15 protein-coding genes are annotated in these 14,838 nt (G+C 67.8%); 8 read left to right on the top strand and 7 right to left on the bottom strand.

The annotated features are described in order from the left end of the window. Positions 1–62: 62 nt before the first annotated feature. A complete protein-coding gene (locus tag ACFOX0_RS03835) occupies positions 63–1,082 on the top strand; it encodes a cell wall anchor protein (RefSeq protein ID WP_377542067.1) in 1,020 nt (339 codons plus the stop codon). A gap of 110 nt (positions 1,083–1,192) precedes the next feature. On the opposite strand, the gene ACFOX0_RS03830 is transcribed toward ACFOX0_RS03835, so the two are convergent. Together ACFOX0_RS03830 and ACFOX0_RS03825 are read right to left on the bottom strand one after the other, a co-directional pair. Further along, positions 1,193–1,426 carry a hypothetical protein gene (locus ACFOX0_RS03830; protein WP_377542066.1) on the bottom strand — a complete coding sequence of 78 codons (234 nt, stop codon included), beginning with the start codon at positions 1,424–1,426 and terminating at the stop codon, positions 1,193–1,195. A 136-nt stretch (positions 1,427–1,562) separates the two neighbouring features. Further along, positions 1,563–1,973 (bottom strand): hypothetical protein, encoded by a 411-nt coding sequence (locus ACFOX0_RS03825; RefSeq protein ID WP_377542065.1) that lies wholly within the window; start codon positions 1,971–1,973, stop codon positions 1,563–1,565. Between ACFOX0_RS03825 and ACFOX0_RS03820 the strand changes: the two genes are divergently transcribed. Then, positions 1,972–2,217 carry a winged helix-turn-helix domain-containing protein gene (locus ACFOX0_RS03820; RefSeq protein ID WP_377542064.1) on the top strand — a complete coding sequence of 82 codons (246 nt, stop codon included), beginning with the start codon at positions 1,972–1,974 and terminating at the stop codon, positions 2,215–2,217. The two genes, ACFOX0_RS03825 and ACFOX0_RS03820, sit on opposite strands and share 2 nt — an antisense overlap. Before the next feature lie 51 nt (positions 2,218–2,268). Here ACFOX0_RS03820 and ACFOX0_RS03815 read toward each other — a convergent pair whose 3' ends face one another. Beyond that, positions 2,269–3,513 (bottom strand): helix-turn-helix domain-containing protein, encoded by a 1,245-nt coding sequence (locus ACFOX0_RS03815; protein ID WP_377542062.1) that lies wholly within the window; start codon positions 3,511–3,513, stop codon positions 2,269–2,271. Between the two features lie 213 nt (positions 3,514–3,726). Here ACFOX0_RS03815 and ACFOX0_RS03810 point away from each other — a divergent pair, with 213 nt between their 5' ends. The 4 genes from ACFOX0_RS03810 to ACFOX0_RS03795 all read left to right on the top strand — a co-directional run bounded on the left by ACFOX0_RS03810 (position 3,727) and on the right by ACFOX0_RS03795 (position 6,664). Continuing rightward, the gene (locus tag ACFOX0_RS03810; RefSeq protein ID WP_377542061.1) at positions 3,727–5,106 is read left to right on the top strand and encodes a hypothetical protein; all 1,380 of its coding nucleotides are present in this window, start codon (positions 3,727–3,729) and stop codon (positions 5,104–5,106) included. Positions 5,107–5,146: 40 nt separating this feature from the next. Continuing rightward, positions 5,147–5,347, top strand: a complete 201-nt coding sequence (locus tag ACFOX0_RS03805) for a DUF397 domain-containing protein (protein WP_377542060.1) — start codon at positions 5,147–5,149, stop codon at positions 5,345–5,347. A 67-nt stretch (positions 5,348–5,414) separates the two neighbouring features. Then, the gene (locus ACFOX0_RS03800; protein WP_377542059.1) at positions 5,415–6,227 is read left to right on the top strand and encodes a hypothetical protein; all 813 of its coding nucleotides are present in this window, start codon (positions 5,415–5,417) and stop codon (positions 6,225–6,227) included. A 20-nt stretch (positions 6,228–6,247) separates the two neighbouring features. Further along, positions 6,248–6,664, top strand: a complete 417-nt coding sequence (locus ACFOX0_RS03795; protein ID WP_377542058.1) for an NUDIX hydrolase — start codon at positions 6,248–6,250, stop codon at positions 6,662–6,664. On the opposite strand, the gene nfi is transcribed toward ACFOX0_RS03795, so the two are convergent. The 3 genes from nfi to ACFOX0_RS03780 are packed head-to-tail and all read right to left on the bottom strand — an operon-like array spanning position 6,659 to position 12,575. Next, on the bottom strand, positions 6,659–7,366 hold the full coding sequence (nfi, locus tag ACFOX0_RS03790; protein WP_377542513.1) for a deoxyribonuclease V: 708 nt from the start codon (positions 7,364–7,366) through the stop codon (positions 6,659–6,661). The two genes, ACFOX0_RS03795 and nfi, sit on opposite strands and share 6 nt — an antisense overlap. 1 nt (position 7,367) lies before the next feature. Next, positions 7,368–7,784, bottom strand: coding sequence for a toxin-antitoxin system YwqK family antitoxin (locus ACFOX0_RS03785; protein ID WP_377542056.1), 417 nt, complete (start codon positions 7,782–7,784; stop codon positions 7,368–7,370). A 15-nt stretch (positions 7,785–7,799) separates the two neighbouring features. Further along, positions 7,800–12,575, bottom strand: a complete 4,776-nt coding sequence (locus ACFOX0_RS03780; RefSeq protein WP_377542055.1) for an RHS repeat-associated core domain-containing protein — start codon at positions 12,573–12,575, stop codon at positions 7,800–7,802. An 18-nt stretch (positions 12,576–12,593) separates the two neighbouring features. Here ACFOX0_RS03780 and ACFOX0_RS03775 point away from each other — a divergent pair, with 18 nt between their 5' ends. Further along, complete coding sequence (locus ACFOX0_RS03775; protein ID WP_377542054.1) at positions 12,594–13,328, top strand: AfsR/SARP family transcriptional regulator; 735 nt, start codon at positions 12,594–12,596, stop codon at positions 13,326–13,328. 96 nt (positions 13,329–13,424) lie between these two features. On the opposite strand, the gene ACFOX0_RS03770 is transcribed toward ACFOX0_RS03775, so the two are convergent. Beyond that, entirely contained in the window at positions 13,425–13,577 is a 153-nt protein-coding gene (locus ACFOX0_RS03770) for a hypothetical protein (RefSeq protein WP_377542053.1), read from the bottom strand. A 290-nt stretch (positions 13,578–13,867) separates the two neighbouring features. Here ACFOX0_RS03770 and ACFOX0_RS03765 point away from each other — a divergent pair, with 290 nt between their 5' ends. Continuing rightward, positions 13,868–14,722, top strand: a complete 855-nt coding sequence (locus ACFOX0_RS03765) for a hypothetical protein (protein ID WP_377542052.1) — start codon at positions 13,868–13,870, stop codon at positions 14,720–14,722. Positions 14,723–14,838 lie beyond the last annotated feature (116 nt).

Here is a 14,838-nt window from a genome sequence, read left to right as displayed (position 1 = left end):
CGCTGCGGCGACCGCTCGCCGTCCTCGGAGCCGCTGCGGTCGGCCTCACGGCGGTCGTAGCGATGGCCGCCCCCGCGAGCGCGCACCACCCCATTGTCTTCGGGTCGGCGGAATGCGACACCGCGACCGGTAACTGGAACGTCGACTGGACAGTCACCAACAGCGAGCGTGACCTGGACGGCAAGATCACCAAGGTCGAGGTGACGCCCGACGGAACCACCGTTTCCAACATCGCGCCCGACGCCACGCTGCCCAAGTCGCCCGATGGCCCGCTGAAGGGCCGGCAGGTGGTGCCGGGGAACAGCAAGGCGACTGGTGCGAGCCTGAAGGTCGAGGCAAGCTGGAAGCGCGACAGGACCATCACCGCGTCGGCCAGTGGCTCGGTCGCCTTCAAGGGCACCTGCGAGACGCCCAAGGAATCGGCTCCGGATGCCACCTTCGCGTCGGCCTGTGACGGCACCGTCGTGGTCACTCTCGTCAACGCGCAGAACGCGACCAAGAACGCCGAGTTCACCGTGACCGGCGAGGGCGGATTCAGCGAGACGAAGACCGTCGCCCCCGGCAAGGACGACACCGTCACCGTGCCGGCCAAGAACGCCGGCAAGATCGTTGTGCGGGAGAAGGGCAAGCGCGAGCCGGTCAAGACCGGTGAGTGGACCGAGCCGAAGAACTGCACCAAGCCGAGCGAGCCCAAGGGCAGCATCGAGGTCTCCTGCACCGAGATGGTCTTCACGATCGAGAACCCGAAGGACGGCAAGACCGTCACGGTCACCTTCACCCCGAACAAGGGCGAGGCCCAGACCCTGGTTGTCCAGCCGGGTGAGACCAAGTCGGCCACGTTCCCGGCCTCCGAGGGCCTGACGGTTACTCCGACGGGCGAGGGCATGGAAGGCAGTGGCGAGCCGATCGCGTGGGAGAAGCCGGCTGACTGCACGCCGCCGGCCACCCCGCCGGCCGGCCCGTCCCTCCCGGTGACCGGTCCGGCCGCTGGTGCCATCGTTGGTGGTGCCGCGCTGCTGCTGGCCGCTGGTGTGGCGCTGTTCCTGGTGGCTCGTCGCCGCCGGCTCCGCTTCACCGCCTGATCCACTGAGCTAGTCCGTTGAGGGCGCGTCGACCGGTAACGGTCGGCGCGCCCTCAGCCGTTGTCCGGTTCGTCCACAGAGGCCGCCACCGGTCACGGGTCGGCGGATGGTCAGGCGCCGCCGTACCGTCGGGGTTGACGCGGCACGATGTCCGACCGCCGCTTGCGGTCGTAGCCCGTGAAGCGTTCGTTGCCGTACGGGAAGCCGGCCCGCCACTCGTGTAGCGCGAACCGTAACCGGCTCGCCTCCTCCCGGGCGGAAGCCAGTTCGACGTGCAGCTCGCTTACCTCGTCCGCGACCGGGCGAGAAAGCGGCGCACCTCGTCCGGATCGACGCCACGCCACCCGAACCGGCGTACGGTGAAGCGGGCACCGCGGATCTGGCGTGGTCCCAACCGCCCGGACCGTTCGGCCCGGTAGATGGTGCCGCCGCAACCGTCCCGGATGGCAGGCGGGCCCACCGGTCGAAAGCCGTTCTCCGTCATACCCGCCCCTGGCGCCACTCGGGCGGGTGCGTGGTTTCTCGGGCTTCCGGTTCGACCGGACACCAGGCCAAGAACCGCTTCGCCAGGTCCAGCTCGCTGATCTCGGGTCGGTCCTGGTGTGCTTCGGCCAGGTAGACCGCCATGTATCTCATGAGGCTCGCGCCGGCCACGCCGTCGAACAGCAGGATGAGATGGGCCCTCTGCACCCGGCATGGCCAGTCCTGTTCGCACCGCCGGCAGGTCCACTCCGGGCGCCTGGGTACGTGGGTCTGTCGGAGTTCGAGTTCGGTGACGGGTGGTTGTTCTTCGTCAGTGGTTGTGGCTTCCGGCTGCACCGCACCTCCTGGGGTTAATGGGGGAAAATGAAATTCCTGAGAGTCGAGAGCAAGACTGAGGTTGCTTTTCATGCCCGAACAGTCGGACTACTCACGGATCTCCGCAGAGATCGAGAAGGAGATCAGGTCGGGGAGGCGGGAGCCCGGTTCCAAGCTGCCCAGCCTGTCCGAGCTGCGCGAGATCCACGGCGTCAGCGACACGGTGTTGAAGTACGCCATGACCTGGCTGGAGGCTAGGGGCCTGATCTACCGCAAGCAGGGCAAGGGCATCTTTGTGGCGACCAAGGATCGCTGGTGGACACGTCCCAGGGCTTGATCTCCACGCCATGAGCACCGCGGTCAAGGCCAGGCGTTTGATGGTCTGACATCAGCCAGCGGCAGCCCCGCTTCCGGCTCGGATGAGGCCGATGGTGGTGGCGAGGCCGGTGACGTCGGCGAGGGGTGGTCCGGCCCGTAGGACGGCGGTCAAGGCGGTGCGGGCGGCGGGCCGTAGTCGGGTCTCGGCCGGTGCGAGCCGGTCGGCGGTGACCAGGGCCCGGCCGGCGGCGCGGTGGTCGCCGGTGTTCAGGTAGGCGCGGGTGATGTCGATCAGGTGCGCGGCGCGGTGCTCGGCGGGCAGGCGGGACCACGCCTCGCCGCCGGTCACGCGCACGTGCGTACCGATGGCGTGGTCGTTGTCGCCGAGTTCGACGGCGACGAGGGCTCGGGCGAGGTCGACCGCGGCCGGTCCGAAGGCGACTTCGTCGTCGCCAGCGTGGGGCTGATCGCCGTACGGCCGGGTGAGGTCGGTGGCGCGGTCGGTGAGGTCGTGTGCGGTGCTGGCGTCGCCGCAGCCGGCGGCGGCGAGCGCGGCCTGGACGAGCAGGGTTCCGGCGAGGGCTGCGTCGGTCGGCGCGGGCTCGCGCGACGGATGCGGTGCGAGACGGTGTACGGCGGTGATGGTGGCCGTCATCGCCAGCCGTCCCCGGTCGAGGGCGCGGAGAGCTTGAGCCATGGGGATCACCGCGAGGGCCGTCCGGCGTGGGTCGCCGGCGCTGGTGGCGATGGCACGGTCGGCGGCGAGCCAGGCCAGCTCCGGTTCGCCGAGCTTGACCAGTAGTCGGGCGGCGAGTCGGTACACCCGGCCGAGGAGGTCCGCGGCCGGCTCCGGACCGGCCGGTACCGCGACGGGTCGGGCGTGGCGGGCTTCGGTGAGCAGGTCGGGCAGCGTGGCGAGAACCTGTTGGTGTTGGGCGTGCGCGTAGGCCGCCCAGGCGTATCCGATGCGGGTGACGAGTTCCTTCGTCGGCGAGCGCCCGTCTGCGATGGGGGTGTCGTAGCAGGCCAGGACCGCGCGTACCCGTTCCAGGGCGGGGGCGATGGTGGTTGCCGACTCGCCCCGGGTGTTCTGGTCGAGCAGGACTGTGGGGGCGACGCCGAGGGCGTCGGCGACGGTTCCGATGACGGACAGCCGGTCGAGTGACCGCACTCCACGTTCGACCTTGTCGACCCAGCTCGTGGATCGGCCGACGCGGTCGGCGAAGACCTGCTGGCTCATCCCGAGCCGGGTCCGTAGTTGGGCTACCCGCCGCCCGATCGGCAACGTGCCGTCACCCACGATGCCGCTCGCCATGATCGCACCTCCTGGACGTCGTGATCTTCGAGCGTGGACGCCGGTCCTGGCTCGGTCGTCCTTCGCTCCGGCGTGTCCAGTCGACCTCAGGGAGGCATCGGTATAGGCGGGTGCGCGGGGTGCCTCCGGGTGCGGATCGGTGCCGAGAGTTCCCTGTTCAACGTCACTTCCGTTACGGTCCGTATGACAGTCCGATACACGCGGAGGGCCAAGATGGCGGCATCCAGCGGGGAGGCGTTCGGCCGGCTGCTCGCCGAGGTCGGCTTACCGCCCGAACAGCTCGCCCGGCTGCTCAACGAGTGCGCGGAACGTCACGGCCGCGCGGAACGGCTGCACGCCAAGACGCCGTACAAGTGGAAGCGGGGCGACGTGCCCCGCAGCCCGTGGCCGTCCCTGGTCGCCGCCGTGTTGTCCGAGCACGCGCAGCAGACGATCACGTTGGAAGAGCTGGGTTGGCCCGACGACGGGTGCGAGGCGACTCCTGCATCCGCCGGTCTGGAACTGCCCTGGTCGTCCGCCGGAGCCTTGCGCGCGGTCGATGTCGTCAGCGACGCTGACGGGATGACGCACCGACGGATGTTTCTCACTCTGCTCGGTTCCGCACTGACCTCACCGGCACACGAATGGCTGCTCGCCCGGTCACCGTCCGATGTCACCTCGACCGGAGGCCGTCCGCTCACCGAGGAAGTTGTCGACCACCTGGACGCGGTGACCGCCAGCCTGCGGCGGATGGACGACAACCTCGGTGGCGGCCAGACCCTGGGGCTGGTCCGGCAGCACCTTGCCACTGTGGTGGGGATGCTGCGGGAGCGCAGCTACTCCGACGCCGTCGGACGACGGCTGCACGCCGCCGCTGGTGAACTGCTCCGCCTCGCCGGCTGGTTGTCGTTCGACGACGGGCACCACAGCCGGGCCCAGCGGTTCTGGATCGCCGGGCTCTACCAGGCGAACGCGGCCGGCGACCGTGGGCTCGGCGCGAACATCCTCGGATTCATGTCCTGCCAGGCCAAGGACCTCGGCCAGGTCCGGCAGGCCGTGACGCTCGCGGAAACCGCCCGCGCCAGCTACCCGGCGACCAGTCCGAAGGTGACGGCCATTCTCGACCTGCGGGCCGCCGAGGCGTACGCGAACGAACGGTCGGTCCCCGAGACCCGGCGCGCGCTCGACAACGCCTTCGACCGGCTCACCGACAACCGATCCGAACACGGCGATCCGGACTGGTCCTACTGGATCGACGAGGCGCAGGCCCACGCCCAGGCCGGCTACTGCCACGTCAGACTCGGAGACTGGCCCCGCGCCCGCGACCACCTGCGTACGGCGCTGCGGTTACAGGGAGACCAGTGCAGCCGCGAGGGTGCGTTGCGCAAGACGTTGCTCGCCACGACCTACGTCCGGCAGAGCCACCCCGACCTGGACAAGGCGATCGCCCTCGGCGACCAGGCCGTCCAGACCCTCACCGGACAGGTCACCTCGGCCAGGTGCGGCAAGCACGTTCACAACCTGGTCGGCGCGCTGGGCCCGTACCGGCGCAACCCCGCCGTCCGCCGCTTCTGCGATGACGCCCGGACGCTCGTCACCGAATCCACCGCCTGACCGTACGAGTACGGCGAGTCCCTGATCTGGAAGGTCAGCCATGCCTGAGCTGAGCAACGCCAACTGGCGCAAGAGCACCCGCAGCGGCGGAAACGGCGGCAATTGCGTCGAGGTCGCCACCTTGAACGACACGATCGGCGTACGCGACTCGAAGAACATCGAGGCCGGCGCTCTGGTCTTCAAACTGGAGCCATGGTCGACCTTCCTCGCCGCCGTCAAAGCCAACCGCTTGACCGCCTGACGTCGCTCGCGCGGAGACGTCAAGGTCTGGCGCAGCTGGGCCAGGGCGGTAAGAAGGATCGGCAGTGATGCGGGTCCGGATCGCTTCGGAGCCCGCACCCGGCCAGGCGGTGAACGAGGATGCCGCGATCCACCTCGGGTCGCTTGTCGGCGTTTTCGACGGCGTGACCGCGCCCGTCGGCATCGACACCGGCTGCATTCACGGCCCCGCCTGGTACGTCCAGCGCCTCACGGCTCGGCTCGCTCAGGTCGCCGAGGCGCAACCAGCCGCGAGCCTGTCCGTCATGTTGGCGGAGGCGATCGAACGAGTGCGCCGCGACCATGATGGATCTTGCGATCTCGGCAATCCCGCGACTCCGGCGGCCACAGTCTGCCTGCTTCGAGCCGATGACCGGCATGCTGAGTACCTGATCCTCGCCGACTGCACCCTCGTCATCGACGGGGCTGATGGGGTGAGCGCGCTGACCGACCAGCGCTTCGGCGATGCTGTTGCCCGGCTGCGTCGGGAAGCGTTGGCCAAAGGCGGCTCCGAGGTGCCCGCGGGCACTCCCGTTCCGGGCAAGTATGCACTCACGAACCAGCCGGACGGCTACTGGATCGCGGCGGCCAATCCGGAGGCCGCTCGGCAGGCGGTCACCGGCGTACTGGACCTGCACGGGGCTACGAGAGTCCGACGGGCGGCGCTGCTCACCGATGGCGCATCACGCGCGGTTGACGATTTCGGGCTCATGGGATGGCAAGACTTGCTCGATATCCTGACCGAAGACGGCCCGACCGAGCTGATCCGCCGGGTACGCGAAGCAGAGGACACCGCGAAGCAACCCCGCTACAAACGCCACGATGACGCAACCGCCGTCCTCTGCACCTTTGGGAGTGGCTAATGCCCACATCATGCCACTCGGTGAGCGTCGCCGCCGTCGTGATCGACGAAGATAGCCGGGTCCTCGTCATCCAACGACGAGACAACGGCGCGTGGCAGATCCCCGGCGGCGTGTTGGAGTTGGAGGAGAAGATCGAAGACGGCGTCCGCCGTGAGGTCGCCGAAGAGACCGGCATTTCAGTCGAGCCCGAACGCCTGACCGGCATATACAAGAACATGAAACTTGGCGTCGTCGCACTGGTCTTCCGCGCACGCCTCGTCCATGGCGTTCCGCAACCCACTGAGGAGTCCGCTGCGGTCGACTGGTGGACGAAGGAGCGGGTGGCCGCGGAGATGAACGAGACGTTCGCCGTCCGGGTCCTCGACGCCATGAACAGCGGCTTGGTGCCCACCGTCCGCCATCATGACGGAACACAATTGACCAGTCGGTCGTCATAACCCTTCTGATCGAGTCGACTCGCGCAATGCACGCCTCGATATAATGTCTGCCTGACGAATTGGTTCAGGGATCCGATAACGAGGACACAACCTCAACGTAATATTGCATGCTTCATCAAGTCCTATTTTATGACCAACAGAAACAAAAACTGGCTTTACTCTCTCTTTGGTTCGCAACGCCCGGCCGAGCAACTCCCCGTCCTCATATAGAGGCGACCAAGCACCTCGACGGGCATCAAGGTTCTCAAATTTGGCGACATAGGGATTTTTGGCCACCCCAAAGGATGGCAACCCAGTCAATACGCCGACATGACAAGCAAGGCCGAAGCGCCTCGGGTGAGCAATGCCATAACCGTCACAGATAAGCACCTCAGGGTCGCTTGTAAGCTGCTGGAGCACTTCCAGTAAGATTGGCACCTCACGAAAAGCGAGCAGACCGGGAATATACGGAAAGGCGGCTTCACCAAACACATGAACCGTCTCTACCACCTCTAACGATTTCAGCTCAATCACAACAGCTGCCGCACATATCCCATTAGTCCCGGTGTCATATGACACATCAAGGCCTACTACAGATCTGGGCCGGCTTGTGAGTCGACTTGAAAGATCCACCTCGCCCCGCAGCCGACGCTGAAGCTCTTCGGCCTCAACTTCAGTCCGAGGAAATTCCTGACTCTGACCAAAACGGCCCCGTACCGCCAGGCTAGCCAAATCGCTTCCGGAGTTGCTGAAGATAACCGAAATTTGGATCACATTCTTCTATCGCATGGAAATCAACAACAACACCACTTTCATCATAGCTGGTCGAGCTTACCAATATCCCGTGCTCGTATATCGTTTCCACCGACAAAGATCCATCTTCACGGTACTCTCGACTAGCTCCGTGACGAGCATTTTTCCTATAACTCGCCTCATATTTCAGAACCCCTGACGGATACCAGTCGCGGGCAACCCCGTGTTGCATACCATCGACATACGATATCTCAGAGCGGCCATGACCAGACACATCCGAGTAGCCGGTACCCGTGAACCTTTCCCCTTTGTACGTATAGACCAAATCCTCGTCGTAATCCAACAACTCATCTGGAATGGAGGGGGGTGCCGCTTCGTCGCGACTCATCACAAATACGCCTCATCAGGAAGTTAGCATAGTACAGACGGCACATGCAGGGATCTGTGAGCCCTGCTGCGCACCGCGCAGTCTAACACTGTAGAAGCCGAAGCTGTCGTCGATAGCCGTACTCATCCCAGCCGCTTCACGTCGCCATAGCAACTCATTGAGGCCGTGAACCTCTCCATGCACGCCAGAACGCCCTGGGTAAAGGCTGTCCAGACCCGAACCGCTCAGCCTCGCCGCCAAACTTGGATGGAGATTTTCAATCGAGGTTCCGTGATTAAGCGAAGTAACTATGCTTCCGGTTATCCGATCCTTAACCCCGGTCAGAACCGGCCCGCGCTGATTGATTGAAAGATAACCAGCTGATCCCGGCGTAGTAATACGCGAGTATTCATCTCCAACAGCCGCAACCAAGTCTCCATCGCATTTACGGCAGCCCACCGCCTTGCCGGCGGCTCCCTCGGCGGCCTGGCCGGCGGATTTCCGGAACGCGCCGCGGGTGAGGCCGTTGCCGATGGCTGCGGCTTCCTTCTTCAGCGCGGCCTTGCCTGCCGCAGCCGCCGCTTTGGCGCCCGCCCCCGACAACAGCGATGACACTCCGGCCTTGACGCCCTGCCCGACGATCGAGCCCAAGCCGCCCATCACCCCGCCGACCACGGCACCGACCGCACCCTGTACGAGCATCCCGCCGAGACTGAAGTTGCCCTTGTGTTCGACCTTTGTCTCGATCGCGTACTGGACCATGCTCGCGGCCGCGCCGGCGAGAGCGCCGCAGGCGACCGCGCCCACACCGGTTACTCCGATCGCCGCGCCGCAACCGATGCCGACGACGATGCCCACGGCCGCGCCCGCGATCGCCGCCTTGTGGTCATCGACCCAGTTGGCCGCCCTGCAGAGCCAACCGCGGCACTTTCCGCCGCCCTTTTTCTCGTGGCCGCCTCCCCCGCCCGTGTTTTCTTCCTTGGGCTTTTCGGGCGCCGGCGCCTGGGTCTGTATTCCTCCCCCGTCGTTGATGATCATCGTGCCGGACGGGTCCGACTTCACGACCGGACTGTTGTCCCCGTACGCGTAGCCCTCCATGGACTGCGGGTCACCGGTGTCCAGCACGGGATCGACCGAGATGAAGCGGCCCAGCGGAGCGTCGTACTCCCGGGCGCCGACGTGCGTCAGGCCGGTCGGGTCGATGGTGCCGCCGACGAAGCCTTTGGTGTTGACCCACGGCGCCGGGGTGCCGCGCGGCGTGCCGAACGGGGTCTGCCGGCGGATGGTCTCCGCCTGCGTCTTCTCGTCGAGGGTGACGTCCTGGGTGCCCTGGTGGTCGCTGGCCAGCCAGGCCAACCCCTTCGACGTACGCTGCGCGACCGTGCCGCCGCCGAACGGGTAGTAGCGGGTGCAGGCCGAGGTGGCGGTGGCGTTGGTGTAGCGCAGTTCCTGGTTCGGCAGGAAGAGCGTCCGGCCGGTGGTGTCCCGGCTGATCAGGCGGTTGCCGTCGGCGTCGTACAGGTAGCTGACGCTGCCCGTGGTGTCGGTGACGCTCTGCAGGTGGCCCTCGGCGTCCCAGACCAGGGTCTGGTTGCCGTTCGGGCCGGGCCGGGTCTTGGTGTTGCCGGCCTTGTCGTACGTGTAGGCGGCGGTGCGCGTACCGCTGTTGTCGGTCGTGGTGGTGCCGCGCAGCGCGTGCGGTTGGCCGGTGGTCGGGTCGGCGGGGGTGCTGTCGGTGAACTGGTAGTCGGTGCTGACGTCGCCCTTGGTGGTGGCGTGGTCGACGAGCTGCTTGCGCGCGCCGCCGAGGGTCAAGCTGTAGCTCTGCCAGTACGGTGCCGGGCCGCCGAGCCCGGCCGCCGTCGGCGCGCTGTCGCAGTCGTCGGCCTGCGGCGTCCAGGCTTCGGTGAGCCGCTGGTAGCGGTCGTAGGTGAAGCACTGGATGTCGGTGTAGCCGCCGTTGGTCGGGGTGTCGGCGATCTTGGTGACGTTGCCGGCGTCGTCGTACGTGTAGTGCGCGTCGGTGACGGTGTTCGGGGCGACGCCGTCGCGGTGCACGCTGATCTCGTTGAGCCGGCCGGTGCTCTGGTCGGTCTCGTAGGACAGGTACGCCCGCGAGCCCAAGCTGCTGAACCAGCCGGTGTAGAGCGTGTACTGGGTGGCGTGCGCCAGCGCGTCGTACTGGCTGTCCGTGACGATGCTGGTTTCCGCCTCGGTGCCGTACAGGTCCATCAGGTTGAGCGGCTGGTCGGTGTCGGTGTAGCCGTACAGCACGCTCTCCGACAGCAGGTCACCGGTCTTGGGGTAGCTCTGCCCGCTGATGCTGCCGTCGGGGTTGTAGCCCGTCTCGTAGGTGTAGCTGCCGCCGAGCCCGGTCTCCGCGTTGGGGATGGTGACGCTGGTGAACAGCGGCTGGTAGCGCTTGTCGTACTGCTTCACCGCCTTGACGTAGCGGCGGTTCGAGTCGATCCGGCTGGACTGGAAGAGCTGGCCCTTCACCTGCGTCACGCCGTCGGTGAAGGTCGCCTGGTCGTAGTCCCACTGGGCGAGCTGGCCGGTGGAGGTCGGCGAGGTGCCCTTGTAGAGGGCGGTCTTACGGTCCAACGCGTCGTAGGTGTAGGTGAGCCACTGCCCGTTGCCGTCGGAGCTGTTGGTCAGCCGGCTGGCCTTGTCGTACCGCTTGGTCGTCGTGCCGGCGTCCGGGTCGGTGCTGCTGGTCTGCCGGCCACGCAGGTCGTAGCCGTAGGTCCACCTGCTGCCGTCGGGGGTGGTGACCGAGTCGAGCAGGCCCTTGCGGTTGTAGGCGTAGTCGGTGTGGTCGTAGTCGGTGCCGGTGGCCGACCGGGTCGGGTACTGCCGCAGTTGGGTCTTGCGGCCCCGGGCGTCGGTCCAGGTGGAGCTGGCGGTCGCGCCGTTGGGCGGTTCGACGTCGGTGTGGTCGCCGCCGTAGATCGTGCTGGTCCGCCAGCGTTCGGTGCCCTTCGGCTGGAAGATCGAGGCGACCGGGCGGCCGGCGCCGTCGTACCGGACGGCGGTCTGGTTCGGCACGTCCTGCTGCGCGAGGGGCCGGACCAGGTCGGTGCCGGGGGCGCCGGTCCGGTCGTAGTAGGCGCCGTAGTCCAGCACCTGCCGGCCGGCCGCGTCGTAGAAGGTGTCGGTGAGGATCCGACCGCCGGCCGGCGAGGCCGTCTGGGTCTGCCGGGTCCGCAGCAGTCCGTCATACAGGGTGTACGACTTCGTGACGCCACCCTTGGGGTTCAGGTGGCTGGTCGTCACCGCGTTCACGCCGTCGGTGCGGATGAGGTAGTCGTACGCGGAGTCGGGGGTGTCCGTGGCGGGATTGCGGCCGGGCAGCCAGACCTTGGTGAGCCGGCCCAGGGCGTCGTAGCCGAGATTGGTGGTCAGCAGGTTGACGTCGGTCGTCTTGGTGGCCAGCCCCCAGGCCGGCTCGACGACGGTGGTCGTGGTCCAGTCCAGCGGGTTGGTGTCCACCGTCTGGGTCACCGGGCCGGTCGACGCCGGCGTATAGGTGGTTCCCGAGTGCCGGTCCAGCGCGTCCCAGGAGTCCTTCGCCCGGCCCAGCGCGTCGTACCCGGTCCGAGTGACCTGGACGTACGTCGGGCTGCCGGCGTTGTACGCGTCCATCTGGTCGGTCTCGGTGACGTCGCCCTTGGTCGGCGCGACCCCGTAGGCGTGCCCGTCGTACAGGGTGCGGGCGTCGCCGATCACGTCGGCCTCGGTGACCGTCCCGGCGGCCGCGCCGCAGTCCACCGCGAAGGTCTGCACCCGGTGCGGCGACGTCAACAGCCAGGCCGTCGTGTTCCGCGGCTCGTACGTGGTGAGGGTGCACTGCTCGTCGCCGGTGACCGTCTCGTCGCCGTAGTCGTCCTGCTTGACGACCATGCCGTACGCGTCGAAGGTGTTCTTCGTGTAGGTCTTGCGGACGCCCGGCGCGTGGTCGAGCGTGACCCGCGAGTGGGTGCCCTCGGTGTTGACGAACCGGGCGTAGACCGTGCTGCCGTTGATGCTGCGGGTCGCGGTGGCCGCCGACTGCCAGGCGTCGCTGATCTCACCGGAGACCTCCGCGCCGCCGGGCCCGAGCAGGGTCCGCGTCTCGCGCTCCATCCCGGCGTACGCGTCCTCGTCCGGCACCGAGCCGCCCTGCGAGTCGGGCACCGACACCGACCGGGAGCCGCCCTTCGGCAGGTGGTCGCCGTTCATGCCGCGGTAGTAGGTGGTCTCGGTGTAGGTCTGGCCGCCCGGGTCGCCGGTCGTCACCCCGACCTTGCCGTAGCCGCGCCACTGCGACCAGGTCTTCGCCTCGTCGGAGATCAGCCCGTCGTCGTCGGTGTAGTGCCAGGCCGGGTCGCCCCAGTAGCTGTAGTGGTGCAGCACCCGCGTCGACCCGCCGGTCCGGTCGGTCTCGGTGACCTCGTTGACGACGTACCGGTTGAAGTAGTCGGTGACCTCGCTGAAGCCCGGCGGCGTCCAGCGGACCGGGTAGCACCGTTTGTTGTTGTTCTCCGGCTTGATCGACGTGGTCTGCCCGGCGACGCAGTCGGTGTCCAGGTAGTCGACGTGGACGATCGCGCCGGTCTCGCTGTTGATGTCGGTCAGCCGCATCCAGTTCATCGGCGGCGAGGCGTCGACCGCGTCGACCCGGTTGGCCAGCGGCCTGCCGACGAAGGTCACGTCCGGCAGCGCCGTCGTACCGCCGACCAGGCCGACGTGCCCGATCCGGCTCAGCCACAGCCCGGCCCGGGTGCCGTCCTGCGGAACCGGGTACGAGTGCGTGAGCGTCCACCGCTCCACGTCCCGACCGTCGACGGCGTGGTCCTCGGCCTGGACGTCGCCATGATCAGGGCCGTCCTGGCCGTCCTCCTGCTCGGCGAGGGCCAGCGAATCACCACCGGCCGGATCGCCCAGGCGCTCTGGGCCACCCCGCCGAAGTCCGCGATGTCCAACCTCCGCACCTACCTGGCCCGGCTGCGCGCGACCCTGCGCGCGGGCAGCCCACACCTGGCCACACGGCTGGTCACCCTGCCCGACAGCGGTGGTTACCTCTTCCCGCTGACGGCCGGTGAACTGGACGTACCTGTCTTCGCCGACCTGGCCCGGCGCGGCCAGGCGCAGCTGCGGGCCGGCGAGCACACCGCCGCCGCCGCGACGCTGCACGACGCGCTGACGCTCTGGCGCGGCCCCGCGGGCCAGGACGTCACCGCCACCGGGACGCTGGCCCAGCAGTTCGCCGACCTCGACGAGCAACGCGTCATCGCCACCGAGGACCTGTTCGACGCCCGTCTCGCGGTCGGGGCCACCGCCGGCCTCCTGCAGGACGTCCGCGCCCTCGTCCTCGACCAACCGCTGCGCGACCGTCCCCGGGAACAGCTCATGCGGACTCTCTACCTCGCCGTCGACCCGGCCGGGGCGCTGGACGCCTACCAGAAGGCCCGTCAGTGCTTCGGCGAGAGCCTGGGCATCGAGCCGTCCCGGCGCCTCCAACTCCTCCAGGGCGCGATCCTCCGACGCGACGACGTCACCCTCGCCGCGGGCCCGGAATCCTGACGACAAGGCGGGCGCGCACGGGATGGTCGAGCTTGCGTAGCAGCTTGGCGGCGGCGCGGTCGACCTGAACCCTGTACGTCGGCGGGTCCTGGTCGGTCATAGGCCAAGCTCGCTACGCAGGTCGGTCAGCGAGATCGGGGCGTCGCCCGCCTCGATGCGGGCCAGGGCGTCGCGAGCTGCGGCGACGTCGGCGGCGTCCTCGGCCCGCTCGATCGCCTCGGCCAGCTCGGCCGGGACGATGGCAGCCAAGCGCTGCCCTCGTCGGGTCACGTAGGTGATCCGACCGACGTAGTGGCACGGGAGACAACGTCCGCGAGGCTGTCACGGGCATCGGAGATCGGGAGTTCAGCCGCAGGGTCACTCATACCGGAGTTGTACGACTCGTACGAGTCGTACGAGTGCAGCTTCTACCTTCCGAGGGGTCGCAACCCGGCACCCGGTTCGCGCGTCCTCGTCCGCGCCGGTTGACCGGCCTCGCCCCACGTCGCGGGAGCCTCAGCCGCCGCACATCACTGGGCAACGGGCAGAAGGAGCGACCCATGACCCGCCTCATCCGATCGTCGCGGCGGCCGCTCGCCGCACTCGGCGCCGCGATAGCCGCAGTCGTCGCCGTCCTGGCCGGTGTCGTACCGGCGCACGCCGCCTCGGAAACGACCCTGCGCGGCTTCGCGGTGTGCGAGTCCGGTCAATGGTCCATCTTCTGGACGCTCACCAACGGCGAGGACGTCGCCGGCACGGTCACGAAGGTGAAGCCGACCCCACCGGACAGCCGGATGTACGACCTCGCCGCCGGCACCGTCCTTCCCGCCGGCGTCGGAAGCAGCCTGACAGGTATCCAGAAGACGCGCGGCGGGGTTGGCCGGGCGAACGCACGGCTGACCGTCGAGGTCTCCTGGAAGCGGGACAACGGCGTGACCACCAGGCAGCTGACCGGTTCCGTCGACCTACGCCAGGACTGCCTGCCGAGGGACCCGGCCCTCCCGAACGTCACCTTCACCTCCCGGTGCGACCGGATCCTCCTCATCACGCTGGCCAACGGCGGCCAGACCAACAACATGGCCTACTTCGTGGTCACCGCCGACAACCCGAAGTACACGGCGCAGAAGTTTGTCGGACCCGGAAAGAGCTTCGTCATCAGTTGGCCCGCCGACGCGGGCCGGGTCACCGTCAAGGAGACCAGCGAGAGCCGCTTCGTCTGGAGGGGCCGGTGGACCAGACCCGGCAACTGCGGTGGGGCGGGCGGTTCCCCCGGCGACGGTGCCCATGACGGGGAGGCGCTACCAGTCACCGGCCCGGCCGTCGGTGTCCTCCTCACCGGGGCGACGCTGTCGCTGGCCGTCGGTGTGGCCCTGATCCTGCTGACCCGGCGGCGCCGGGTCCGGCTCACCGACTGACCGCACGAACGGAACGCCCACGACGTACGGGAGGGGGTGCCCGTTTCGGGCTCACATCGAATATGTAGTAGCTACAACGTTTGTGATGTGAGCCCGAAATTGACACCGGCACCCAG

The sequence above is a fragment of the Micromonospora zhanjiangensis genome (genome assembly GCF_042650605.1).
Lineage (GTDB): Bacteria > Actinomycetota > Actinomycetes > Mycobacteriales > Micromonosporaceae > Micromonospora_J > Micromonospora_J zhanjiangensis.
This window is presented reverse-complemented; position numbering and strand designations above follow the sequence as displayed.

Excerpts from the sequence above, each read along its gene's own strand:
- ACFOX0_RS03815 (WP_377542062.1), bottom strand. The coding sequence starts at position 3,513 with ATGGCGAGCGGCATCGTGGGTGACGGCACGTTGCCGATCGGGCGGCGG.
- ACFOX0_RS03810 (WP_377542061.1), top strand. The coding sequence starts at position 3,727 with ATGGCGGCATCCAGCGGGGAGGCGTTCGGCCGGCTGCTCGCCGAGGTC.
- ACFOX0_RS03765 (WP_377542052.1), top strand. The coding sequence starts at position 13,868 with ATGACCCGCCTCATCCGATCGTCGCGGCGGCCGCTCGCCGCACTCGGC.
- ACFOX0_RS03800 (WP_377542059.1), top strand. The coding sequence starts at position 5,415 with ATGCGGGTCCGGATCGCTTCGGAGCCCGCACCCGGCCAGGCGGTGAAC.
- ACFOX0_RS03820 (WP_377542064.1), top strand. The coding sequence starts at position 1,972 with ATGCCCGAACAGTCGGACTACTCACGGATCTCCGCAGAGATCGAGAAG.
- ACFOX0_RS03825 (WP_377542065.1), bottom strand. The coding sequence starts at position 1,973 with ATGAAAAGCAACCTCAGTCTTGCTCTCGACTCTCAGGAATTTCATTTT.
- ACFOX0_RS03785 (WP_377542056.1), bottom strand. The coding sequence starts at position 7,784 with ATGAGTCGCGACGAAGCGGCACCCCCCTCCATTCCAGATGAGTTGTTG.
- ACFOX0_RS03805 (WP_377542060.1), top strand. The coding sequence starts at position 5,147 with ATGCCTGAGCTGAGCAACGCCAACTGGCGCAAGAGCACCCGCAGCGGC.
- ACFOX0_RS03835 (WP_377542067.1), top strand. The coding sequence starts at position 63 with ATGGCCGCCCCCGCGAGCGCGCACCACCCCATTGTCTTCGGGTCGGCG.